Here is a 26,282-nt window from a genome sequence, read left to right on the forward strand (position 1 = left end):
ATAGCGTATTAGAACCACAGCGACTTGTTGTGGTTTTTTGTTAATAGAATTTTCCTTTTCTTTAAAGAAAATATATTTTATCTTGGATGAAGTATTTATGAACTTGTTTAATCAATGACTAACTAATATACTTTAATAATTAATTTATAGATAAGTTATATAGCATCAAAATCAATGAATGTAACGTCCAGTTTTCAGAAAAGTTTAGCAGTATTTGGAATACCATTGTTTATTATTGGATTAATGATTGTAATTGTTAAGTCATCAATATTCAGAAATAATCCAGATGAATTAGCTATTGGTATAACGTTTGACTTACTGTTAACAGTTCCTCTGGTATATTTCTTATTGATCAGAAAAACTAAAATTCCAAAAATAACGATTGTCCCTTTTTTGGTTTTAGGTTTAATCATCTGCACATTAGTACTTCCTTCAGAAAATCATTATTATCTCAATCTTTTTAAGACTTGGGTTTTTCCAATTGTGGAATTATCGGTTTTATTGTTTGTAATCTACAAGATTAAAAAAGGGATTAAAAACTACAAATTAATTAACACCGCATCTCTTGATTTTTTCAGTACTTTGAAAAATACCTGCTATGAAATACTTCCTAAAGGACTTGTAATCCCTGTTGTTACTGAAATTGCAGTTTTTTATTATGGATTCGTGTATTGGAAAAAAAGAAAGTTAAAAGAAAATGAGTTTTCTTACCATAAAGATAGTGGTACCATAACATTATTTATCGCAATCATATTGATTGTCGCGATAGAGACAGTAGTACTTCATATTTTAATCGCAAAATGGAGTGATATCGCAGCTTGGGTTCTGACAATTTTAAGTATATATTCTGTAATTCAAATATTTGGATTTTTAAAATCGATGTCTAAAAGACCAATTGCAATTGATAACAGTAAACTTTATCTTCGATATGGTATTATGACAGAAACGACTATCCCCTTAAAAGATATTGATAGAATAGAAATTTCATCAAAAGATATGGAGCTCAACCAAGAAACAAGAAAGTTATCAGTCTTGGGTTCATTAGAAAGCCATAATGTTATAATTCATTTGAAAAATGATAATGAATTGATTGGACTTTACGGAATAAAAAGAAGATATCGTATTTTAGCATTATATGTCGATGATAACATTGAATTTGAGAACCAAATAAGGTACGGTTTACAAAAACTTGTATAGTGAACATTCTATAGGATTATAGAAGCAAAAGTACCATACAATAGCTATTCGTTTTAGCACTAATTGCAAAAATAGAATGTGATGAAAGTCTTTTTTCAAACTAATTCTATTTTTATGATTTTTTAAAATAAAATTATTACAAGACAATTAGAAAAATAATACAAATAAAGAATTGGAATATAAAGCTATCTAAATTCCAAGAATAGATAAAGATCCGGAACCAATAGAAGTAACAAGTTGAAACTGAAAAAACGTGTCTAGTTTTAGCATGACGTATTATACAAAACAGTTTCTATCAAAATACTTTTAATAAGTTATCTAATAAAAATATATGACTCTGAACAAAATTATAGTTTTCTTTTTTGTTATTGTATTGTATACAAGTTGTCAAAAAGAAGAAAAAGATAAAGCAAACGATGAAATCACTCACTCACTGGATTTCGAACAAGAGAAGCACGCCATTTTGAAAACATTGCATAATGAAACTAAAGCAGCTTTTCAAAGGGATTTTAAAAGTTGGCGGTATCATTGGATACAAGATTCAACTATCTACAAAACGTACATAAATTTTGAAAAAAATAGTTTTTCAGAATCTATTGGATGGAGTGAAATTAGCAGTTTTGTTAAGACATTTATTGAAGAACATCCCGAACCAGAACCAGTTCCAGAATTAGTGAAAGATATTGAAGTTCGATTATACAATAATGGCGCATGGGTTACCTATGAACAACAAGACTCTATACGCGGTCTAAAACGCGAAACGAGACTTATGGAAAAAACAGATGGAGTATGGAAAATTGCCGGTATGCATACGACAATTTATGGATTGAAAAAGAAAAAATAGAAAGTTGTTTTAATAAAAGAACATGGTTATGTACTGTACTAATGGTTGAGAGTTCAGTTCTATTATAAGCTTGTTTGATTACTATCTTAGTATATCATCTGAGGATGACCATCAATCATATCCACACATAAATTACTTAGATATTCTGGAAGAGATTATAGATGTATTTTTTGATAGAGCATTAGTGAGGAGTGGAAGCTAAATAAACGATTAAACACCGAATTGGGAATATTAATATGTTATAGGTAGTCTTACATAAAAAGTTAAAAAATGGAGAAAATAATGAATCTTAAAGAGAACAAAAAGAACGCTGTTGCTTTTTATAAAACAGCGTATGAGGGTAACCCTAGAAAAGCAGTGGAGCAATATGTTGGTAAAGCATACATTCAGCATAATCCAGATGTTTCAGATGGAATAGATGGGTTTATATCTTATTTTGAAAGAATGCAAAAAGAGTATCCGTATAAGTCAATAGAATTTGTTAGATGTATTGCCGAAGAAGATTTAGTTGCCCTCCATACACACCAAAAATGGCCTGGGAATGATCAATATATAACCATGGATTTCTTTCGCTTTGATGAACAGGGTAAAATATGTGAGCATTGGGATGCTATTCAACAGATCCCAAAGAAATCAGCTAATCCAAATACAATGTACTAAAAGAATCGAAATTTAGGAATAAAAAAGAGCATTGTTGATTCCAACAATGCTCTTTTGGTAATTGTAAAAAATGCTTATTCAATGACTAATTTCTTAGTTACTGATACATCATTTTGGTCCAACCTAACAATATAAATACCATTGTTAAGATTAGATATATTTAAAATATTTTCGTTTAGCGTTTGCGAAAACACCTGTTTTCCTAACATATCAAATATACTCACAGTTACCACAGCATTGGATTTTGTAGCAATATTAATAAAGCCTGTGTTTGTTGGATTAGGGAACATGGTAAAGTTTTCGGATAGCTCATCAAATGAATCAACTGATAGCACTGTGTTGTCATTTTCTTCACCTGGAGTACCAAGGTCACCGCTGCCAAAAGGCGAAACAGCCTCTAACCAGTTAATACCATCATCGTTATCTGTACTATTGAGATGATTTATAGATAACTCCATGCTAGCTCCTGTTGGATCAGGAAACGTGGCTCCATTATCCCATATAACCTCATCGATAACTGCAGAATTACATTCTATAATTATACCATCGGTACCATTACCTAAAGAAAAACCAGTAGCATAGGCATAGTCTGGCGTGATTCCACCGTTAGGAGTAGCAGCATTTGCAAGTAATACATACCCCATTGCAGGTACAATTACCGAGCTAGCTATCACATGAGTTTCTCCAGCTTGATTATCATCTTTGATAACCCAGCTTTGAATATCAATCGGGTTTGCTGTAGTATTGTATAACTCAAAATATTCTCCGTTAGGATCATTTCCCGCGGCAGCAGGGTTTTGCATTACTTCGGTTATGATAATATCCCCAACATTAGCACATACTGCCACAGGTGATACGATACCATTTAAACCTAATGTTTGATCTGTAGCACCAGCTGATGATGCTGTAACATCTCCAGCATACGAATTGGCTGTCAGACCAGCTGCCATTCTTACAAAAATTTCAGTAGCATTAACAGTTCCCATGGATGGTGTAATTGCTACAGTAGATCCAAAACCTGTTCCCGTGGTAAGCGACACTTCAAAATTCATCGGAGCCGTAACCGTAAGGTCGCCAGTAAGAAATAAACCTTCCACATTGAAACTGTCTTCTGCAGAAGGGCCTGATCCTTCAAAATAAGAAAAATCCCCAACAAAACCTGTAACTGTAATCTGAGGATCATCTGGTGTTACGATTCCGCTTAATGAAACTGTTTGATCAGTTACTCCTGTTGAAGACACTGTTGCATCACCCGCATACGAATTCACGGTTAAACCTGCTGCCAAACGCACATATACTGTTGTCGTCGCCACAGATCCCATATCAGGAGTAACATTTACTGTGGTACCAAAACCACTTCCAGAGGTCAATGAAATCTCAAAATTGGTTGGAGCAGAAACTGTTATGTCAGCTGTAAGATTTAGTCCGGAAACCGTAAAGGTTCCTTCATTGGAAGGGCCATTTCCTTCAAAATAGTCCAAACCTGAAACTGCTCCACTAACATTTATTGTCGGAGTCGTAGAAACAGTGGTAGAATATGTACCAATACCCCCAATTAGTGTTTCGAAGGTATCATTTCCTCCATTACAAGTTCCTAAATTATCTAAAGTATTAGCCCCTGAAAAAGTCCAGTTTAATCCGGTAAAACCCGCATCAGGACCTGTACCATCTACACGTTTTGCAAATGAGTCGAGATATTCCCAAGATTGTACTGTTCCATCTTGACCATCAACACCATATTGATCAACTGTAGCACCTGAACTATCTAAAATGATTCTAACTCTATCATCACCATTAACATTGAGTGCTCCAGAAGTGATTATATTAGCCATAGATAAGGAAGGAAATTCAGAGCTAATACTTGCGGCACTTCCCGTAGTAGTAACATACACAAAATCATCAGTAACTACACCGAACCCAGCAAGATTCTGTGTATTTCCCCAAGTAGTATTAGCATTGGTTTGATTTTCTATTGAATATAATGAGAAGTCAACCGTTCCATCCGCGTAAATCTCTAATAATTTTGGATTTCCTCCAGTGCAGGTTCCATCTACAATGGCCGTAATAATGGGACTTTGCCCAAATGAAGCAAACGAAAATGTAATAGTAAAAAGTAAAAAATAAAATTTTTTCATAATTGTAATTATAATTGAGTGAAAATTGATATGCAATATACAAAGAAATCGGTGTGGTAAAACCATAGTTTGCAGGATTTTGTAATTCTTAATTATAACTTAACAATGGTGCATTTTTCTGATATTATCGTTAATTGAAGTTATTTATTAATAAAAATTAAGGGAGTATCCTAAATTCAATCAGTTAGTTTAATTGTGGAAACAATGTAGTAAAGTTATTATCAGAGATAACTAGCGGAGATGTACTGAAAAAAATAGCGTGAAACAAAGGAGTATACGGTTTTTCTTATCTTAGCTATTAACCTTATATATATTGGTGCTTACTTTATGAGTTAAGAAAAGAAACACTATGTGCTGCCACAATCGCGGCAGTTTCTGTTCTAAGTCTCGTTTCACCCAAAGTTACTGGTAAATACCCTGTTTTTACTGCAGTTTCAATTTCTTTACTAGAAAAATCTCCTTCGGGACCAATTAAAATAGTTGTATTGCGCTGCACAGTAAGTACATCTTTTAGGGATCTTTTTGTAGATTGCTCACAATGTGCAATCAGTAATTGATCTATACTTTCTTTCTGTATAAACTCAGCAAAAGAAATCGCTGGATTCAGTTGTGGTAAAAAGCACTGTAAAGATTGTTTCATAGCACTTTGTAAGATACGTTCAAAACGTTCTAGTTTAATTACTTTACGTTCACTGTGATCACAAACAATAGGAGTAATTTCATCAATCCCGATTTCTGTTGATTTTTCTAAAAACCACTCATAACGATCGTTCATCTTGGTAGGGGCTACTGCCAGGTGTAATCGGTAATTTCTGGAAGTTTGTAATTCTTTATTTGCTAATGTTATGATGCATTTATTAGGGCTTGAAAAAGTAATAATTCCTTCACATAAAAATCCTTTTCCATTGGTGATATGAAGTGTGTCCCCCTCTTTTTTTCGCAATACTTTAGCGATATGTTTACTTTCTTCTCTTGAGAATTCAAACTCATTAGTAGTCTCAATAATATCTTTACTATAGAATAATTGCATGTTTCAGTTTTCAGGTTTCAGTTTTTTCTGATTGAACTAAAGTAATCTAAAATTTAGCAATCAAATAGTCCGATCAAAACATTATATCCAATTCGGACGCCTTCATAGTTCTCAGTTTATATTAATTACTTATTGCTACATTCAAAACTTAATTCTCGCTTTAGCGACAATACTCATATCAGCAAAATCTTTTTTAAGGTATTTTAAATAGCCTACAATTCCAATCATAGCAGCATTATCAGTTGTATATTCAAATTTTGGTACAAAAGTTTTCCAGCCATATTTTTGTTCCCCATCCTTGAGAGCTTTACGGATTCCTGAGTTCGCAGAGACTCCACCGCCAATAGCGATTGCTTTTATTCCAGTTTCTTTAGAAGCTTTTTTCAATTTATCAATTAATATATTAATAATGGTATATTGAATAGATGCACATATATCCTCAAGATTTTCTTTTATAAAGTTTGGATTTTCTTTCACTTGTTTTTGTACAAAATATAATACCGCAGTTTTAAGACCACTAAAGCTAAAATTCAATCCACCTACTTTTGGTTTTGTAAACGGAAACGCTTTGGGATTTCCTGATTGGGCGTATTGGTCAATTAATGGTCCTCCAGGATAGGGAAGCCCTAATATTTTTGCACTTTTATCAAAAGCTTCTCCAACCGCATCATCTAAAGTTTCACCGATGATTTCCATATCAAAATGGTCTTTTACTTTTACGATTTGGGTATGCCCACCACTAATTGTTAAGGCTAAGAAAGGAAATAAAGGTTTGTTAAATCCTTCTTCCTCTATAAAATGAGCAAGAATATGAGCCTGCATATGATTAACATCAATAAGTGGAATATCTAATGCCAAAGCTAGTGATTTTGCAAAGGATGTACCAACCAACAGAGACCCCATCAAACCAGGACCTCTTGTAAAAGCAATTGCACTTACATCGGATTTGTCAATATTGGCTTGTTGTACTGCCTGATCAACTACCAGAACGATATTCTGCTGATGTGCTCTAGAAGCCAGTTCGGGAACCACACCGCCGTATTGTTCATGAATTTTTTGAGAGGCTACAACATTTGATAATACGATATCGTTGCATAATATAGATGCAGAGGTATCATCGCAAGAAGATTCGATACCTAGAGTGTATACATTTTGTGAACTCATTATGAGGAAAAGGGCATAGAAATTGTTAATATTGTCAACAAAGTTAAAACAATAAAACGTATCAAAAAATTCGGGAAAATATTGAAGAGGGTATTGCTTACCCTTATTTCACTTTTTATAGTACTGGTGATCCTATTTTCTATTCCTGCAGTACAGACTTTTTTTGGTAAAAAAATCACTACGTATCTTCATGACCAATATAATGTAGATATCAATATAGGAAGAGTAGGGCTTACCTATTTTGGTGATGTTGATTTAAGAGAAGTATTTGTCAGAGATCATCATCAGGATACTCTAATATACGCAAAAAGCATCGCCACTTCAATTCTTAATCTTCGGGAAATTTCTAAAGGTCAACCAGAGTTAGGCAATGTCTCGATAGATAGCCTAACATTTAGAATGAAAATGTATAAGGATGAAAGTAGTGACAATCTTATGACCTTTATCAGGAAATTTAATACTGGTAACAAACCTACATCCAGTTCAAAGTTTGTACTTACTACTGGTAATGTAACTATGGAGAACAGCAAGTTTAGTTATATAGATGAAAATTTAAGTTCTTCTAGAGTAGTAGTGCTGCGAGATATTAGGCTGGATGCCCAAAGTTTACGAGTAGATGGAGAAGATTTTTATATAATAACTAATCTACTTTCATTTAAGGATTATAGAGGTCTAAATGTTTCTAACCTTACAACCAATTTTTCTATTACCCCCACAGAAATGAAGTTTAAAGAGTTGTTGATAGAAACAGCAGATTCTAAAGTCGAAGGTGAAATCGTATTTTCTTATGAAAGAGGTGGTATGATTGATTTCGAAAACAAAGTAACTATTATTGCTGATTTTAAAAAAGCTACAGTATCTACTAATGATTTGATACCATTTTATAAAGAATTTGGAAATAATGAAGAGTTGCTACTTAAAAATACGACCGTAAAGGGAACTCTTAATGATTTTGAAATACTGAACTCAGATATTTCTGGGTTAGACAGATCAATAATTAAAGGGGATATTAGAATACGAAATGCGGTAACAAACGTTTCAAAATTTCGATTAGACGGGGATTTAAGAAACCTTACGACCAACTATTATGATCTCGTAAACCTTCTGCCCAGAATTTTAGGTGAATCATTACCAAAACAACTATATCAATTAGGAAGCGTAAAAGCTGTTGGGTCTACAATAGTGACAATAAAAGATGTCGATGTAGACATGGATTTTTATTCTCAACTAGGAAAAATAAATGCTTTTGTACTATTAGGGGATCTTGATAACGTGAAAGAAGCAACGTACAACGGAAATATTATATCTAATAATTTTAATTTAGGTCAATTATTAAGTAAAAAAAATCTTGGTAACGCAGCTTTTAATATACATGTAGATGGAAGTGGATTTACATTAAATAATCTTGATACAAAGCTAGAAGGAGATATTACAAAACTAGAATTCAATGGATATACCTATACGAATCTTAATGTTGTAGGGAATCTAAAAGACCCTGTTTTTGATGGAAAACTTGTTTCTGATGATCCAAACGTGAAATTTTCTTTTAATGGAGTGGCTGATTTGTCAAAAAAGATCAATAATTATGATTTTACAGCAAATGTGGATCATATTGATCTAAATCGATTAAATATTTTTACAAGAGATAGTGTGTCTGTATTTAATGGGGATGTTATTATGAAAATGAAAGGAACTGGTATCAATGATGCTTTTGGTACAATTTCTTTTGAAAAAACATTGTATAAAAACCAAAATGCAAGTTATTATTTTGATGATTTTAATATTACTTCGAGTTTTGATGAACAAAATGTAAGAACTATCACCGTGAACAGTCCTGATATCATTGATGGGAGTGTTAAGGGAGTGTTTAGATTTGAAAACGTATATGATCTGTTTCGCAATTCGATAGGTAGTTTATATACCAATTTTGAACCGACAGAAATTACGGATAATGAGTTTATGGAATTTAATTTTAAAATCTACAACAAAATTGTAGATGTGTTTTTTCCAGAAATTGAATTTGCGTCAAATACTTTTATTAAGGGTAAAGTAGAAAGTGATGATTCTGAGTTTAAACTTACCTTTAAATCCCCTTCTATTAAAGCGTTTGATAATCTAATGATGGAAGTAGATATACAAGTAGATAATAAAAACCCTTTATTTAATACATATGTAGCCATTGATAGTATCGATACACAGTACTATGATGTGTCTAAATTTAGTTTAATTAATGTAACACTAAAAGACACGTTGTTTATGCGTTCAGAATTTAAAGGGGGAAAAAATAATGTAGATAATTATAACCTTGAGTTTTATCATACAATTAATGAAGATAATAAATCCGTCTTGGGGCTTAAAAAATCTGACTTTACCTTTAAAGGATATACTTGGTATGCAAATCCAAACAGAAGCAAAAGCAACAATAAAGTTATTTTTGATAATAATTTTCAAAATGTAGATATACAACCTATCTTATTAAAACATGAAGATGAAACAATCAGTGTTTCAGGAACGATGAAAGGCAAAAAAAATAAAGATATTAAAGCTAATTTTAAAGATGTTGACTTAAACAAGATTACTCCGTATATAGAGAATCTTAAATTATCAGGTATAGTCGATGGAGATCTTAAAATACTTCAAGATAAAGGGGTTTATTTTCCTAGCTCTACAGTGATAATAAATGATCTGGCAGTAAATGAAACAGATCTGGGAGAATTACGTATCAATGTTTCTGGTAATGAGTCCCTAACAGAATATAATATAAATACCAGATTGGTAAACAAAAAAAGTGTAAAAACACTTTCTGCAATTGGATCTATAGATGTTTCTGATCATAATCCCAATATGAATATCGATCTAAATTTGGATCAGTTAGACATGTCTGGATTTAGCGCTTTGGGTGGGATCGTCATATCAGACCTTAGAGGCTTGGTTACTGGTTATGCAAAGGTAACTGGTAAGTATATAAACCCTACGATGGATGGTGTTTTAAAATTAAACAAAGCAGGTTTGAAAATTCCATACCTCAATGTCGATCTTGATCTTGATGAAGACTCCAGAGTTATCTTAAATAAACAGCGCTTTAATTTTGATAACGTAGATATTACCGATACAAAATACAAAACCAAAGGAGTTTTAGGAGGGTTTATTGGCCATCAACGCTTTACAAAATGGGAGTTAGGACTCAATTTAACCGTTAATGAAAGGTTACTGGTGTTGGATACAGAAGAAGATGAAGAATCATTATATTATGGAACAGGTTTTATCAGTGGTGACGCAACTATTGAAGGTCCTACTGATGACTTAGTGATTAACGTAAATGCAACAACAGAACGAGGAACAGTTTTTAAAATCCCTTTAAATGAATCCGAATCTATCGGAGATAACTCATATATCCATTTTTTAAGTTCAGAAGAGAAACAAGCCAGATTAGATGGTAAAGAAATTGTAATAGATGATATCAAAGGTTTATCGCTTAATTTTGATTTGGATGTAAATGATAATGCATTGGTAGAGGTTGTGGTGGATAAGAAAACAGGTAGTTCTCTAAAAGGCAGAGGAGCCGGAACATTACTAATAGAAATTAATACAAATGGTAAATTTAATATGTGGGGGGATTTTGTAGCCTATGAAGGAAGCTATAATTTTAGGTATGGAGGGTTGGTTGGAAAGGATTTTACAGTTAGATCAGGAGGAAGTATCAATTGGGATGGTAGTCCAACGAGAGCTAAACTTAACTTAAGTGCGGTATACAAGACAGAAGCAAATCCTGCCGTACTTTTAGAAAATGCAACCATTAACCGAAAGATCCCTGTTGAGGTCGTAGTAGATTTAAATGGAGAGTTAGCGCAGCCTGATCTTAATTTTAATATAGAATTACCTAATTTAAGTTCTGTTGCCAAAAGTGAGTTAGAGTATCAGTTAGAAGATCAGGCAACCAAAGAGCTTCAAGCGCTGTCACTGGTAACTCAGGGACAGTTCTATAGCGGCAACCTAGATCCGACTTTTATCACTGGTAACCTCGTGGAGCGTGCAGCGGGACTAGTGAATGGTATATTCTCTGGAGATGATGACAAATTTACAGTGGGCGTCAATTACGTACAAGGAAATAGAAATATTGATCAAGAAGCAGCAGATCAGTTTGGGGTTACTGTTTCAACCCAGATCAATAACAGAATCCTAATTAATGGGCGTGTTGGAGTTCCTATTGGAGGCGTTAGTGAATCTGTAGTAACAGGAGATGTAGAAATAGAATACTTATTTAATGAAGAGGGAACGCTAAAAGGGAAAATTTTTAATCGTCAGAATGAGATTCAATATATCGGTGAGTCACAGGGATATAAACAAGGTATAGGTATTTCTTACTCTGTAGATTTTAATAATTTTAATGAGCTTTTGGAAAAGGTTTTTAAATCTAAAAAAGAAAAAGATACATTGATAGTAAAAACTCTTGATACAACTAAAACTGAAACTCCTGAATTTATTAATTTTACAGATAAGAATAAGTAATTTGATTAAATTTAACACAGTATATGGCCAAACAAATTAAGACTATTGGGGTAATGACTTCCGGAGGTGACTCACCAGGAATGAATGCTGCTATCAGAGCTGTCGCTCGAGCCTGCACTTATTATAACGTAAAGTGTATCGGTTTTTATAGAGGATATCAGGGAATGATAGAAAACGATTACTGTGAGTTGAATGCCAGAAGTGTTCGTAATATCATAAGTGCAGGAGGAACCATTCTTAAATCTGCTCGTTCTGAAGCATTTAGAACACCAGAGGGAAGAAAAAAAGCAGCAGAAAACTTGAAAAAGGTTGGTGTTGATGCCATGATATTGATTGGAGGTGATGGCACTTTTAGAGGCGGCAAAATTTTTAGTGAAGAGCACGATATTCCTGTAATAGGAGTACCCGGAACTATTGATAATGATATTGCTGGAACGAATTTTACAATCGGATATGATACAGCACTCAACACTGTTGTTGAAGCAATCGATAAGATTAGAGATACTGCCAGTTCTCATGACCGTTTATTTTTCATAGAGGTAATGGGGCGCGATGCCGGCTTTATCGCATTAAATACTGGTGTAGGAGCAGGAGCAGAGGAAATTTTAATTCCTGAAGAAAATTTAGGATTAGATAGACTGCTGGAGTCTTTAAAAAGAAGTAAACGTTCTGGTAAATCATCAAGTATTGTAGTAGTTTGTGAAGGTGATAAAATCGGAAAAAATGTCTATGAACTTGCCGATTATGTAACGGAAAACTTACCCCATTATGATGTGAGGGTAACAGTATTAGGGCATATGCAGCGTGGAGGTTCGCCTTCTTGTTTTGATAGAACATTGGCAAGTAGACTTTGCGTAAACGCAGTAGAGCTATTATTGGATGGAGAAGAGAACGTAATGGTAGGTTTACTTAATAACGAAATTGTTGCCACTAATTTTAACGATGGGCTAAAAGAAGATCATAGTATCAATAAAGAGTTATTGCGTATTTCGGATATACTCTCTGTTTAATAAATAATTATGACAATCGCAATCATTGCTCACGACGGTAAAAAAGCAGAAATGGTTCAATTTCTGAATGAACATCAGGAAACTTTGCAATCCAAAAACATAAAACTTATTGCTACAGGTACTACTGGCGAAAAAGCAAAACGAGCGGGTTTTGAAGTAAACGCTTTGCTTTCTGGGCCTCTGGGTGGTGATGCCCAGATAGCTTCTGGAGTAGCAGAAAGAAAAGTGGATATGGTCATATTTTTTAGAGACCCATTGGCAAAACATCCTCATGAACCGGATATTTTTATGTTAATGAGGTTGTGTGATGTTTATGATGTGCCTTTAGCGACCAATCCAGCGACAGCGCAATTACTATTAAAAGGATTGTAGATTTAATAGGAATCATTTATTATAAATATTCTTTACTTTCTAACGGCTCTTATCCAAAAAAAACTCCAATAATCTCAGATGAGTTATAAGTTAATTATTTAAAAATCAAATATTTATAAAAAACTAGAAATTTTTTCCAAGTTTACTATTGCATATGGTGTTAAAGAAACTATTTTACCGCAATTACTGAAATTTCTACATTTACAAATTTTGGTAAAGCTGCCACTGCAACCGTTTCTCTTGCAGGTGCTGTGTCTTCGTTGAAATAACTTCCGTATACTTCATTTACTTTAGAGAAAGTATTCATATCATTTAAGAAAATAGTTGTTTTGATAATATTTTCAAAAGTCATTTGTACTTCTTCCAATATGCCTTTCAGGTTTTGCATAACCTGTTCAGTTTCTACCGTAATGTTATCCATTACGAGTTCGCCAGTATCTGGATTGATTGCAATTTGACCAGAAGTATATAGCATATTTCCACTCATAATAGCCTGATTGTAGGGGCCAATTGGAGCTGGTGCTTTTGTGGTAGTTATGATTTTTTTCATGATGTATAAAGTATATTGTATAATTTGATTAAGAAAACAGTTATTAAATCCTTCAAAATTAACCTATAACTGTCTGTCTGGTTCCCGCCTTTTGTCATATTTAATATCACTCAGTACCGAAGACTTGATCCCAATAAAGAAATTCCAAGAGGTACGCTCACTAAAAGGTATCCAATTAAAATTCATAGTCCAACTATCCAGGTCCCTCTGAAATCTCAAATTCGTATAGGTAAACCCTGGGTTTTTTAAATCATATCCAGAAGAAACTCCAACAGTCCATTTTGGTGCTAATTCTACATCGCCAGAGAACATAATTGAATGTGATGATATTTCGTTTTGTCTGGCATTGTTACTGTAATTTACAGTGTATGATAAACGCAAAGACCACGGAATTTTATAATTGTAATTGGTAACATCGTTCTTCTCATTATTTGTGTTATCCTGTTGGCGATATGATTGCTCCTCTCTAAAATCAGTTCCTCCACCAAATAAATTATCTGGTCTACCACCATTTTGTAAAGTTTGATTGGTTAGTGGATCTAAATCAGTTTTACCTTTTTCAAAATCTTTACTGGAGAAAGAATACCCAAAATTAGCACTAGCTCTTGTTAGTCTAAAGAGACTTCCTCCATTATTAATATTCCAAACATCAATTTTACGATTATTATTGTCCAATGCGTATGGATCTAACTCTGCATTAAAATTAATATCTAGTTTATTTTGGATAATTGGTATATTTCCAGTTACGGATAATGGACTGAATTGAAGAGAATCTCCTGCAATATTATAGGCGGTTCTAAAGTTCAAATTATTTAACAGCACTACTTTTCGAGGTTCTAAATCTGTCGTATCTTTACTTTGAACCTTTGCTTCTAGATTATTACTCAAAGAGAAGCCAATACTACTAGAAAAGGTATTGCTCGGAGCACCAAAGTATCCGCCTTGAAAACGAGAATATTCAACCACTTCACGTTCATTAATATCCACCGTACTTTGATCATCAGGTATAATATATTCATCATAGAATTGATCAAAAGCAGGATTAATACTATAACTAACCGAAGGTCGCATCGTATGTCGAATCGCCTGTATTTTTTTATCTTTCTTAAAATTAAAAGTTCCGTATACAGTGGTTCCTAAACTAGCAGAGAAATTATATGTTCTAAAGGCATCAAAGCCAGCAATGGTATCTCTTACTACTTCTCCGGCGCCATCGTTGGCATCTTCATCATAACTTTGTTCAATCGTCTCAAATACCCAGTTTTCCTGAAAACTGGTTCCCATAGTAGCACTTAAGTATTTAAAAATCTTAAAATTAGTACTAATTGGGATTGAGTGTTGCATCCCAATTCTGGCACCCTTGAACATTTCTGCAGTAAAAAGTTCCTCGTCTGTAGTAGTAATTCTGTTTTCCCCTCTAAAGTTGTATTGCGTATTAATATTATGGATAATTCCTTTTTTAACACCTACTTTTGGAGCAAAAGGAAATATTCTGGACATACTGGCACTAACATTAGGAAGGGATAGATTTACTACCCCGGTATTCGTATTAGAATTATGCGTAGCAGCTACATTAACATTAACCTGAGGATCTCCTTGAAAAGTTTTTGCATAAGAAATTGAAGAACTAAGCTGGTTATTTAAGAAGTTCCCTGTATTAAGTTGATTCGTAGATTGCTGAAAGAAATCACTACTACCAAAGTTTACCGAAGCTGAAAACCTAGAATTAGGATTGGCTTTGGCATCCTGAGAATGAGTCCACTGAATGTTATAGGTAGTTCTTTGTGCAAAATCAGGAAAACCTCGCTCACTAGTCAAGTTATTTTCAAACCTAAAACGAAGATTACCTCTGTACTTATATCGTACTGCATATGCCGATTCTGTAAGAAGGGTATAACTACCGTTGGTATAATAATCACCAGTTACAGTTAAATCAGCGTAATCACTTAAGGCAAAATAATATCCGCCATTTTGTAAAAAATATCCTCTATTGTTCTCTTCTCCGTAACTAGGGATAATAAAACCGGAAGTTCTTTTTTCTTGTAATGGAAAATAGCCAAAAGGCAATCCAAGAGGTGTAGGCACATCTGCAATAAACATGTTAACAAGACCAGTAACAATCTTCTTTTTAGGAACCAATTTTATTCTTCTTGCATAAAAGTAATAATCTGCATTGTCCACATCTTCTGCAGTAGTAAACTTTACATTACTCATGTAAATAACAGAGTCATTTACGCGCTTCGATACTTCTCCTTTAACATTCATTTCTCCCTGTTTTGTTCGAGAGTTATAAATAAGTGCTTTTTCTGTATCAAAATTAAAACGTATAGAATCCGGTTCTACTACATTCTGAGCCTGTTTAAAAACAGGTGTTTGGCTGTAGTCGCCAACAGAATCTTTAATTCCGTATGCATATACTTCATTTTTGGCATTGTCTACAATGATAAGACCTGCATTAATTTGCATTTCACCATATATAATCTCGGCTTCATTGTAGAGAAACATTTTGTTTTCTCTGCGACTTAACCTCATATAGTCCGTAGACTTATACTTCACTTTATCAGTAAGTAATTGAGGTGGTTCTACAACGGTGTCCTTTTTCGTAGTATCCTGATCTTTCTCATTTTGGAGTACCTCTGATTTTGGATTTGCTTTTTTCTCGGGCGAATTAAGAGAATCTTTCTGAGCGGGAACTGGCTTCGCAGTAGTTTTATCAAATTCTTGTGCAGTTGTATAACAAATACAAAATAGTGAAAAACTTAGTGAATAAAGTATGTTACGTACCGTTGTTTGCAATGGTTTAAATCCTATTTTTGTAAAACTATGGCTTAGTTTTTGAAGTGCCAAAATTACATATATTTTTTATGTAGAGATTGTAAATGATAAAAAAATAAATATTTATATCAAATACAGCACTCTGACGTTATTTTAAATAAAAACTTACATAGTAATTCATAAGATCATAACCATATGATTTTAGAATTAGTATACTAAATACTGAAACTATTAAAGAATGTTTCAAGTTAAGTGATAATTTTGCATAATTATGAAGAAGAAAATAATATATAGCTCCTTGTTGATGGTATTAGTATCTGTACTATCCGCATTTTCGATATCCCCTAAAGGAATCAGTACTAAAGAAAAGTTTGTCGTTGTTTTGGATGCTGGCCATGGAGGTCATGATCCAGGAAATAGAGGAAATGGATATAAAGAAAAGGATATCGCTCTTAAAGTAGTGCTGGCAGTTGGAGCTGCTTTAGAAAAAGATGACCGTTTTAAAGTTGTGTATACCAGAAAGACTGATAAATTTATTGAATTACATGAAAGAGGAAAAATTGCAAATAAGGCAAAAGCTGATTTATTTGTATCCGTTCATTGTAATTCTCACCATTCTCAAGCATACGGTACAGAAACATTTGTTCTTGGTCTGCACGCTAATGAAGAAAACTTTAATGTGGCAAAGAACGAAAACTCGGTTATATTATTAGAAGATAACTATCAGGCAAATTATGATGGTTTTGACCCTAATTCTCCAGAATCAATCATTGGACTTACCCTGATGCAAGAAGAATATCTCGATCAGAGTCTTATCTTGGCAAGTTTTGTACAGAATAAATTTAACAAAGCATTAAAAAGAAAGAGTAGAGGAGTCAAGCAAGCTGGATTTGTGGTGTTACATCAAACCTATATGCCTAGTGTATTGATAGAACTTGGTTTTCTTACTAATAATAAAGAAGGTAAATATCTGAATTCTACAAAAGGCCAAGATGAAATGGCAAAGTCCATCATAACCTCTATAGTTGATTATAAAGAGAGTTTGGATGCTACGTACTATGTACCAGAAACAAAAACTCCAGAAATTCCTGAAATGATCCAGAATGACTCGATAACAAACAATGTGGAAGAAGACTTGTATGAAGGAATAACTTTTAAAGTTCAGATTGCTGCGGGTTCTAATGACATTAAATTAGAGCCAGCAAACTTTAATGGTCTGGATCAATTATCCAAAGTTCAGTTTGACGATTTATATAAATATTACTTTGGGAGTACGTCTAATTACAATTTAATCAAGGAGTTAAAAGACGTTGCAGTACAGAAAGGATATCCCTCTTGCTTTGTGGTTGCTTTTAAGGAAAATGAAATAATTCCACTTGCCGAAGCATTAAAAACAGATACTTCATCGAATTGATCTAAATAAATACTGATAATTCGTTCGTTAATAATCTTTGGAAGTATATTTTTTATTCTAAATTTGTGTTCTAAATATATACTATTTTGAAATTTACTCGAGAAGTTAAAACAGGAATTTTAGCGCTATCTGCTATAGCACTTCTGATTTTTGGTTATAGTTTTCTGAAAGGTAAAAACCTTTTAGAAGACGACCGAACATTTTATGCGATTTATGATAACGTAGAAGGGCTAATACCCTCTTCTCCGGTAACTATTAATGGCTTGGTCGTTGGAAAGGTACTATCTATTGGTTTTGCAGACAAAACAGGCAAGCTTATTGTAAAGTTTAATGTGGACAGCGAGTTTTCGTTCTCTAAAAACAGTGAGGCAAAAGTTTATGGAGGCGGATTAATAGGAGGAAAGTCCTTAGCAATAATCCCCATTTATGAGGCGGGTTTGGAAGCAAAAGATCAGGATACATTACCTGGACGAATCGAAGCAGGACTTTTAGAGCTAGTAAATGAAAAACTTACTCCTTTACAGCTCAAGCTAGAAACTGCTATTTCTGATGCTGATACTCTATTAACTTCAGTCAATGGCGTATTATCCACAGATAATAAAAAAAATCTAAATTCGATTTTTAATGACCTAAGTGTCACAATGAAGAATTTTAGAAATGTTTCAAACTCTTTAAATACTGTGTTGGCAGGAAATGAGAAAAAATTAAATACAACGTTTAATAACCTCGAGGAAATGTCTTCAGAACTTAACCAATTTACCAATTCATTATCAAAAGTTGATGTAGAAAGACTAGGGAATGATTTAGAAACCGTTTTAACTAATATTAATAAAACAGTTACTAGTTTGGATCAAGGAACCGTTGGGAAATTAATAAAGGATGATAAATTATATGATAATCTAGAAAGAGCAACCTACGAACTGGAGCTATTATTAGAAGACGTGCGATTAAACCCTACTCGATATATTAATGTATCGGTCTTTGGTAAAAAGAATAAACCATATGTACCACCGACAGATACGATAAACTAACTATTCCAAACTATGCAATATATTCCTAATATCGTATTCATAATTGCTTTAATAGCAGGGATTGGATATTTTACTAAAAACATTCGTAAGGTCATTCGAAATATTCGATTAGGTACGGATGTAGATCGCACAGACAATAAAAAAGAGCGTTTCAATAATATGATGTTGATTGCTTTTGGGCAGTCTAAAATGGTAAGAAGGCCAATTGCAGGGATATTGCACGTCATTGTCTATTTAGGATTTATTATTATTAATATTGAAGTTCTTGAAATTATCATAGATGGTATTTTAGGGACACATAGAATCTTCAGCTTTTTAGGAGGCTTTTATGATTTCTTGATTGGTTCTTTTGAAATTTTAGCCCTTTTAGTTTTAGTAAGTGTTTTTATATTTTGGATTAGAAGAAATGTGATCAACATACGACGGTTTAAAACGTTAAAAGGGTGGCCTAAGAACGACGGTAATATTATTTTATATTTTGAAGTTGTTCTCATGACATTGTTTCTCACCATGAATGCTGCAGACTTACAACTGCAGAGTCTGGGTGCAGCGCATTATGTAAAAGCAGGAGCTTATCCTGTTAGTCAATTCATTACACCTTTGTTTAATGGGATGGAAGAAGGAACATTAATTCTTATAGAACGAGGAGCTTGGTGGTTACATATTATAGGGATTTTAATATTTCTTAATTATTTATATTTCTCCAAACATTTACATATTCTTTTGGCATTTCCTAATACCTACTATGGAAGTCTAAAACCAAAAGGACAAATGGATAATCTTGAAGCAGTGACTAAAGAAGTTATGCTTATGATGGATCCTAATGCAGATCCATTTGCTACTCCTGCCGAAGAAGAAACAGAAGCAGAGCCTTCAACATTTGGTGCATCTGATGTAATGGATCTTAATTGGGTTCAGTTACTAAATTCATATACCTGTACAGAGTGTGGCCGTTGTACCAGCGAATGTCCAGCAAACCAAACAGGTAAGAAGTTGTCGCCTAGAAAAATTATGATGGATACCAGAGATCGCCTGCAAGAAGTAGGAGAAAACATTGATAAGAATGGTAGTTTTGTGGATGATGGAAAAAAATTGTTGAATGATTATATAACCACAGAAGAATTATGGGCGTGCACAAGTTGTAACGCATGTGTAGAAGCTTGTCCTATAAGCATCGATCCATTATCGATTATTTTAGATATGAGAAGATACTTAGTTATGGAGCAAAGTGCAGCACCATCAGATCTTAATAATATGATGTCAAATATAGAAAACAATGGAGCTCCTTGGCCATTTAACCAAATGGATAGATTAAACTGGAGTAAGGAATAATTTTATTGTTTAATTATTATTTCTATTAAGCGTTTTGATTTCAATAATCAATATGAAAAGAAGTAAAAATTAATAATTAAGAATTTATAACGATTTTAATTAACCATAACTATTAACCAAAAGTTTTAAAAATTAAAGAGAACTTAGAAATTATGAAGAAGGAAGAAGTAGAGAAATTATTACACGATAAGGTAGAAGAGGGTGAGCATATTAGTCCTGTCTTACCAGAAGGTATTAAAAATTATCTTATTGACATTGATGGAACCATTACCGAAGACGTACCTAATGAAGAGCCAGAAAGAATGGTTACTTGTGAACCATTTCCAGATGCATTAACTACATTAAACAAGTGGTATGAAGAAGGACATATTATATGTTTTTTTACCTCCAGAACAGAAGACCATAGAGAAGTAACAGAAACGTGGTTAAATACACATGGATTCAAATATCATAGTCTTTTAATGGGTAAACCAAGAGGAGGAAATTATCATTGGATTGATAATCACCTCGTAAAAGCTACTCGCTACACTGGTAAATTTACTGAATTAGTAGAACGAGTGGTAACTATCGAAGTTTTTGATGATGGTAAACATGATTAGATACAGGTTTTTGGTTCGAAACTTTTCAAGCCAAAAATCCATTTACATATAAATAGTATATACATATGAGTGAAACAGTAAAGGTGCCAACAATGGCAGAGTACATGGCAGAAGGAAAAAAACCGGAAGTTTTATTTTGGGTTGGCTGTGCTGGTAGTTTTGATGACAGAGCCAAGAAAATTACGAAAGCTTTTGTTAAGTTACTTCATAACGCTAATGTAGACTTTGCTGTATTAGGTACAGAGGAAAGTTGTACTGGTGATCCTGCTAAAAGATCAGGGAATGAATTTTTATTTCAGATGCAGGCAGTTACCAATATAGAGGTAATGAATGCTTATGAAATCAAAAAAGTGGTTACGGCTTGTCCTCATTGTTTCAACACATTAAAAAATGAGTACCCTGTATTAGGTGGTGATTATGAAGTTATGCACCATACACAGTTCCTAAAGTCTCTTTTGGATGAAGGAAGGTTATCTGTCGAAGGAGGTAAGTTTAAAGGAAAACGAATAACATTTCATGATCCTTGTTATCTGGGCAGAGCCAATAGTGTATACGAAGCTCCCAGAGATCTTCTAAGAAAACTAGAAGTTGAGCTTGTAGAAATGAAACGTTGTAAACGCAATGGTTTATGCTGTGGAGCAGGAGGAGCACAAATGTTTAAAGAGCCAGAACCTGGTCATAAAGATGTTAATATCGAAAGAACTGAGGATGCACTGGAGACAAAACCTGATATTATTGCAGCTGGATGTCCTTTTTGTAATACCATGATGACAGACGGTGTTAAAAATAAAGAAAAAGAGGATAGTATAGAAGTGATGGATGTTGCAGAACTGATTGCTAATGCTCAAGACCTTTAGAATATTTTTATATAATTTATACAATAATGAAGGAGTTGATATGTTTGTTCATATTAACTCTTTTTTATTACTAAAATTAGAAATAGTTTTTGTTATTTTAGAAAATAAAAAGAAAGCAGATGTTAGTAGATTTTAATGAACTTTCGGATACCTCAAGAATTTGGATATACCAGGCTAACCGATCCTTTACGATAGAGGAGTTAGATGAAATAAAGGACAAATTAAATACCTTTATTACCGCCTGGACCGCACACGGAGCTGATCTCAGAGCAGGATATGATATAAAGTATAAACGATTTATTACCATTGCGCTGGATCAAGAAATGAATCAGGCAACGGGTTGTTCTATAGATGCTTCAGTACGTTTTATACAGAAACTGGAAAGCGATTATAATGTAGACTTAATGGATAAGATGAATGTATCTTATAAACAAGGAGAATTTATTGCCTATAAGTCATTAATAGATTTTAGGAAGATGGCAAAGAACAAATCGGTATCTCCTAACACTATTGTATTCAATAATTTAGTCACTAATATTGCCGAATATAAGACAGATTGGGAAGTTCCTGCTAAGGATAGTTGGCATAATCGTTTTTTAAACTAGTTATTTGTGCAATATATTTTTGAAAAATATTTTTCCTTTATAATTTTTATTTTCACAGTATCTCTTTTTTCTCAAGAATCTGATGTGGTAAAGAAAGATACTGTTGCAGGAAATAAGACTGACTCGCTGACATTAATTCTTAAAGCACACCAAGTACGATTAAATCCGCTTGTGGTCGAAAAAGAATATGATGCGCAAAGATTATGGGTAGATAGTATTTACAATAAAATGACTTTAAAGGAAAAAGTAGGTCAGTTATTTATGGTAGATGTTTTCTCTTCAAAACCTAAAAAAGATACAGATAAAATAAAAAAGCTAATTGAGGAGTATCATATAGGGGGTGTGATCTTTTCCAAAGGAGGACCACAACGACAGGTTAAATTAAACAACGAGTATCAAGCATTATCCAAAGTTCCTTTGCTTGTCGGGATGGATGCAGAATGGGGGTTGGCTATGCGATTGGATTCTACTAAAGCATTTCCTTGGAATATGACCTTGGGTGCAATTCAGGATAATAGTTTAGTAGAAGAAACGGGTAGGCAAATAGCAAAACATTGTAAACGATTAGGAGTTCATATGAATTTTGCTCCGGTTGTGGATATAAATACGAATCCCAAAAATCCTATCATAGGCAATCGTTCGTTTGGAGAAGATAAAGACAATGTCACAGAAAAAGCACTGGCCTTTATGACAGGCATGCAAAAAGAAGGGGTACTGGCCAGTGCAAAGCACTTTCCAGGTCATGGCGATACCGACAGTGATTCTCATAAAACATTACCAACTATTATTTTTGATCAACAAAGAATCGATAGTATCGAACTATATCCTTACCGAAAATTGATTGCGGATGGGTTGTCGAGTGTTATGGTCGCACATCTTAATATTCCGAGTTTAGAAGCCAGATCGGGATACCCATCTTCAATTTCTGAAAATGTAGTGACTCGTGTTTTACAAGATAGCCTTGGTTTTAAAGGATTAATTATAACAGATGCATTGAATATGAAAGGAGCTTCGGATTTTAAAGCTCCCGGTGATATTGATCTGGCCGCACTAAAAGCAGGAAATGACATTCTTTTAATATCTGAAGATGTTCCATTGGCGTCTCAAAAAATCGTTTCAGCTTATTATGCAGGCGAAATTACCGAAGAGCGTTTATCAATTTCTGTTAAAAAAATTTTGCTGGCCAAATACAAAGCAGGACTTCATACATATAAGCCTATAAAAACAGAGTACCTAAATGAAGAACTTAATAGTATTGCTAATGAAGTGCTTCATCATAGGCTAGTAGAAAACTCCTTAACACTAATTAAAAATAAACATGGAATTCTACCTGTTAAAAATTTAGATTTAAAAAAAATAGCCTATGTTTCTCTGGGTAGTGATTCCGGAGAAGAGTTTTTAAAAGAATTGAATAAATACACTAGAGTAGACTGGATTAAAGGTAATCAGCTTTCGGATATTTTGGATCAGTTGCAAAATTATAATTATGTTATTGTTGGTTTGCATACATCAAATGATAACCCGTGGAAGGATTATAAATTTGAAGATAAAGAATTGGTGTGGCTTTATGAAATAGCCAGGCTTAACAATACTGTGCTTAGTGTTTTTTCTAGGCCTTATGCTATGTTAGACCTACAGACAACCACCAATTTTGAAGGAATCTTAATGGCATATCAAAACAGTACTGTGACACAGCACAAAGCTGCACAATTACTTTTTGGCGCAATTGAGGCTAAAGGAAAGCTTCCTGTAAGCCTGGGAGCCGATTTTCCTATAGACACCGGACTGGAGACTAGGTCTTTGAAACGCCTTACCTATGGTATTCCGGAGACAGTAGGTATGAATTCTCATAAATTAGAACGGATTGATTCTATAGTTAATATCGCACTAAGAGAAGAAATGGTACCAGGATTGCAGCTTATTGTCGCGAGAAAAGGCAAAGTAATTTTTAATAAAAATTACGGATATCATACGTATGCAAAATCCAGAAAAGTTAAGAGTACAGATATTTATGACCTTGCTTCTTTAACAAAAATTCTTTCAACATTACCGCTCACGATGGAACTCAAAGATAAAGGTATTTTATCGTTAGATACTCGGGTAGGAGAGATGCTTCCTTCTTTTAGTGATTCCAATAAAAAAGATATTACCGTGAGATCGATGCTGTCTCATTACGCACGATTGAGAGCCTGGATTCCTTTTTACTTAAAAACCCTAGACACAATAACCTCAAAACCAGATAAGAAATATTATAGGTATAAGCGTTCTGATGATTTTAATATTAAAGTAACCGGCAATCTTTATCTGAGAAGTGATATGAAGGACTCGCTGATGTTGCGAATAAAAGATAGTGAATTAAGAAGTAGGCTAAGTTATAAGTATAGTGACCTTCCGTATTATCTTATGAAATCATTTATAGAAAAACACTATGAAAATAATTTAGATGCACTGACACAGCAACACTTTTATCGAGTAATGGGAGCAAATAATATGGGCTATTTACCTTTAAATAAATTTGATAGAAAACGCATTGTTCCCACTGAGAATGATCAAGCTTATAGGAAAGAAATTGTTCATGGATATGTGCACGATCAGGGAGCAGCAATGTTTGGGGGTATTGGTGGTCACGCAGGGTTATTTGCGAATGCAAATGATGTTACGAAAATGATGCAAATGTATCTTAATGAAGGATATTATGGAGGTAAACAATATATAAATAGTCAAACAATAGCAGAATTTAATACCTGTACATACTGTGATAAAGACGTGCGAAGAGGTGTTGGTTTTGATAAACCCCAATTAGGTACTGTAGGACCAACCTGTGGTTGTATCTCCATGAATAGTTATGGCCATAGTGGTTTTACTGGCACATTTACTTGGGCAGATCCAGATGAAGAAATTATTTATGTGTTTTTAAGTAACCGCACGTTTCCGGATGCTGCTAATCGTAAGCTGATATCAAATGATATTCGATCAGAAATTCAACGATTGATTTATGAAGCTATAAACTATTAGTAAGTTGTTTTTTTTTTGAGTGCCATCAAAAATTTAAAAGAGAATGAATACAAAAATTTCAGAAAATGGACCGATATTTTCCAAGATTGTAGCAGGTTGTATGAACTGGGGTGTATGGGGAGCAAATCTTACAACTAATCAGTCACAAAAATTGATAGAAGATTGTCTTTCTATTGGGGTGACTACATTTGATCATGCTGATATTTATGGGCATTACACTACAGAAGCCCTATTTGGGAATGTTATAAAAGGGAATATTGCATTAAGAGAAAAGATGCAATTGGTCACTAAATGTGGTATAAGACTTGTGACACCTCATAGACCGGATAATCAAATAAAATCATATAAGACTACTAAGAAATATATCATAGAATCGGTAGAACAATCGCTCAAAAATTTACAAACAGACCGTATAGATCTATTGTTAATTCACAGACCAAGTCCTCTAATGAATCCTTCAGAAATAGCAGAGGCTTTTGATAAATTAAAATCTAATGGAAAAGTATTACACTTTGGAGTATCTAATTTTACCACTTCTCAGTTTCAGATGTTACAAGCTGTTTTTCCTTTGCAAACAAATCAGATTGAAGTTTCTCCTGTCCATTTAAATCCCTTTACTGATGGCTCTTTAGACCAATGCCTAAACTATAATATCAAGCCTATGGCATATTCTACTTTAGCCGGAGGTAAATTCTTCTCAAAAAACCCAAGTGAGCGGGTAATACGAATTAATAACGTTGTTAAAACGCTAAAAAACAAGTATGGTGTATCGGCAGATCAAATACTAACCTCTTGGTTAGTAAAACATCCTTCTCGGATAATACCTGTTATTGGATCCACTAAAATAAATCGTATTCACTCTGCAGTTGATGCTTTGTCGCTAGAAATTACAGATGAAGAATGGTTTATGATATGGGAAGCATCAACAGGCGAAGAAGTAGCCTGATTACTTTGATTTATGAACTCAAAAAGAGATTCTATCGGTAATTTTATGAGTAGGTACAGATAGGAAGTAAAAATCATTGTTAAATATTGATTTTTGTGCGTCGTAATAAGTCAAAAAAAAATAGAATATCAAGGTAACAAAACAATACTGAACGACACATGTATAAAGTACTTGTTTCGTTTGATCATAATGGTAGGCATTTAATTCAGATGAACGTTACTAAAAAATCCATGGTTA

The 26,282-nt window shown here is 33.6% G+C and carries 19 protein-coding genes; 14 read left to right on the forward strand and 5 right to left on the reverse strand.

Features of this window, described 5'->3' with window-relative positions; all coding sequences use genetic code 11:
• Positions 1–174: 174 nt before the first annotated feature.
• The 3 genes from ACWGOQ_RS07425 to ACWGOQ_RS07435 all read left to right on the forward strand — a co-directional run bounded on the left by ACWGOQ_RS07425 (position 175) and on the right by ACWGOQ_RS07435 (position 2,701).
• On the forward strand, positions 175–1,197 hold the full coding sequence (locus tag ACWGOQ_RS07425; RefSeq protein ID WP_452057319.1) for a hypothetical protein: 1,023 nt from the start codon (positions 175–177) through the stop codon (positions 1,195–1,197).
• 331 nt (positions 1,198–1,528) lie between these two features.
• A complete protein-coding gene (locus tag ACWGOQ_RS07430; RefSeq protein ID WP_452057320.1) occupies positions 1,529–2,041 on the forward strand; it encodes a hypothetical protein in 513 nt (170 codons plus the stop codon).
• Between the two features lie 282 nt (positions 2,042–2,323).
• Positions 2,324–2,701 carry a nuclear transport factor 2 family protein gene (locus ACWGOQ_RS07435; RefSeq protein ID WP_452057941.1) on the forward strand — a complete coding sequence of 126 codons (378 nt, stop codon included), beginning with the start codon at positions 2,324–2,326 and terminating at the stop codon, positions 2,699–2,701.
• A 74-nt stretch (positions 2,702–2,775) separates the two neighbouring features.
• On the opposite strand, the gene ACWGOQ_RS07440 is transcribed toward ACWGOQ_RS07435, so the two are convergent.
• The 3 genes from ACWGOQ_RS07440 to tsaD form a co-directional block, all read right to left on the reverse strand.
• A complete protein-coding gene (locus tag ACWGOQ_RS07440) occupies positions 2,776–4,836 on the reverse strand; it encodes a lamin tail domain-containing protein (protein WP_452057321.1) in 2,061 nt (686 codons plus the stop codon).
• 325 nt (positions 4,837–5,161) lie between these two features.
• Complete coding sequence (locus ACWGOQ_RS07445; RefSeq protein WP_452057322.1) at positions 5,162–5,866, reverse strand: 16S rRNA (uracil(1498)-N(3))-methyltransferase; 705 nt, start codon at positions 5,864–5,866, stop codon at positions 5,162–5,164.
• A gap of 141 nt (positions 5,867–6,007) precedes the next feature.
• Positions 6,008–7,030: a tRNA (adenosine(37)-N6)-threonylcarbamoyltransferase complex transferase subunit TsaD gene (tsaD, locus tag ACWGOQ_RS07450; RefSeq protein ID WP_452057323.1), complete on the reverse strand. Its 1,023-nt coding sequence runs from the start codon at positions 7,028–7,030 to the stop codon at positions 6,008–6,010.
• 81 nt (positions 7,031–7,111) lie between these two features.
• Between tsaD and ACWGOQ_RS07455 the strand changes: the two genes are divergently transcribed.
• The 3 genes from ACWGOQ_RS07455 to ACWGOQ_RS07465 are packed head-to-tail and all read left to right on the forward strand — an operon-like array spanning position 7,112 to position 12,921.
• The gene (locus ACWGOQ_RS07455; RefSeq protein ID WP_452057324.1) at positions 7,112–11,539 is read left to right on the forward strand and encodes a translocation/assembly module TamB domain-containing protein; all 4,428 of its coding nucleotides are present in this window, start codon (positions 7,112–7,114) and stop codon (positions 11,537–11,539) included.
• Between the two features lie 23 nt (positions 11,540–11,562).
• Positions 11,563–12,549, forward strand: coding sequence for a 6-phosphofructokinase (gene pfkA, locus ACWGOQ_RS07460; protein WP_452057325.1), 987 nt, complete (start codon positions 11,563–11,565; stop codon positions 12,547–12,549).
• Positions 12,550–12,558: 9 nt separating this feature from the next.
• On the forward strand, positions 12,559–12,921 hold the full coding sequence (locus ACWGOQ_RS07465) for a methylglyoxal synthase (RefSeq protein WP_452057326.1): 363 nt from the start codon (positions 12,559–12,561) through the stop codon (positions 12,919–12,921).
• 169 nt (positions 12,922–13,090) lie between these two features.
• Here the strand turns inward: ACWGOQ_RS07465 and ACWGOQ_RS07470 are convergent, their stop codons facing one another.
• Complete coding sequence (locus ACWGOQ_RS07470; protein ID WP_452057327.1) at positions 13,091–13,471, reverse strand: RidA family protein; 381 nt, start codon at positions 13,469–13,471, stop codon at positions 13,091–13,093.
• Positions 13,472–13,534: 63 nt separating this feature from the next.
• Positions 13,535–16,318 (reverse strand): putative LPS assembly protein LptD, encoded by a 2,784-nt coding sequence (locus ACWGOQ_RS07475; RefSeq protein WP_452057328.1) that lies wholly within the window; start codon positions 16,316–16,318, stop codon positions 13,535–13,537.
• Positions 16,319–16,517: 199 nt separating this feature from the next.
• Here ACWGOQ_RS07475 and ACWGOQ_RS07480 point away from each other — a divergent pair, with 199 nt between their 5' ends.
• From ACWGOQ_RS07480 to ACWGOQ_RS07515, 8 genes are all read left to right on the forward strand, one after another.
• Positions 16,518–17,660, forward strand: a complete 1,143-nt coding sequence (locus ACWGOQ_RS07480; RefSeq protein WP_452057329.1) for an N-acetylmuramoyl-L-alanine amidase family protein — start codon at positions 16,518–16,520, stop codon at positions 17,658–17,660.
• Between the two features lie 86 nt (positions 17,661–17,746).
• On the forward strand, positions 17,747–18,691 hold the full coding sequence (locus tag ACWGOQ_RS07485) for an MlaD family protein (protein WP_452057330.1): 945 nt from the start codon (positions 17,747–17,749) through the stop codon (positions 18,689–18,691).
• 12 nt (positions 18,692–18,703) lie between these two features.
• Positions 18,704–20,023, forward strand: coding sequence for a 4Fe-4S dicluster domain-containing protein (locus ACWGOQ_RS07490; RefSeq protein WP_452057331.1), 1,320 nt, complete (start codon positions 18,704–18,706; stop codon positions 20,021–20,023).
• Between the two features lie 152 nt (positions 20,024–20,175).
• Entirely contained in the window at positions 20,176–20,622 is a 447-nt protein-coding gene (locus tag ACWGOQ_RS07495) for an LNS2 domain-containing protein (RefSeq protein ID WP_452057332.1), read from the forward strand.
• Between the two features lie 65 nt (positions 20,623–20,687).
• Positions 20,688–21,479: a (Fe-S)-binding protein gene (locus ACWGOQ_RS07500; protein ID WP_452057333.1), complete on the forward strand. Its 792-nt coding sequence runs from the start codon at positions 20,688–20,690 to the stop codon at positions 21,477–21,479.
• A gap of 119 nt (positions 21,480–21,598) precedes the next feature.
• Positions 21,599–22,084 carry an ABC transporter ATPase gene (locus tag ACWGOQ_RS07505; RefSeq protein ID WP_452057334.1) on the forward strand — a complete coding sequence of 162 codons (486 nt, stop codon included), beginning with the start codon at positions 21,599–21,601 and terminating at the stop codon, positions 22,082–22,084.
• A 6-nt stretch (positions 22,085–22,090) separates the two neighbouring features.
• Complete coding sequence (locus ACWGOQ_RS07510; RefSeq protein ID WP_452057335.1) at positions 22,091–25,099, forward strand: serine hydrolase domain-containing protein; 3,009 nt, start codon at positions 22,091–22,093, stop codon at positions 25,097–25,099.
• Positions 25,100–25,142: 43 nt separating this feature from the next.
• Positions 25,143–26,045: an aldo/keto reductase gene (locus ACWGOQ_RS07515; RefSeq protein WP_452057336.1), complete on the forward strand. Its 903-nt coding sequence runs from the start codon at positions 25,143–25,145 to the stop codon at positions 26,043–26,045.
• Positions 26,046–26,282 lie beyond the last annotated feature (237 nt).

The organism is Aquimarina ulvae (assembly GCF_053613295.3).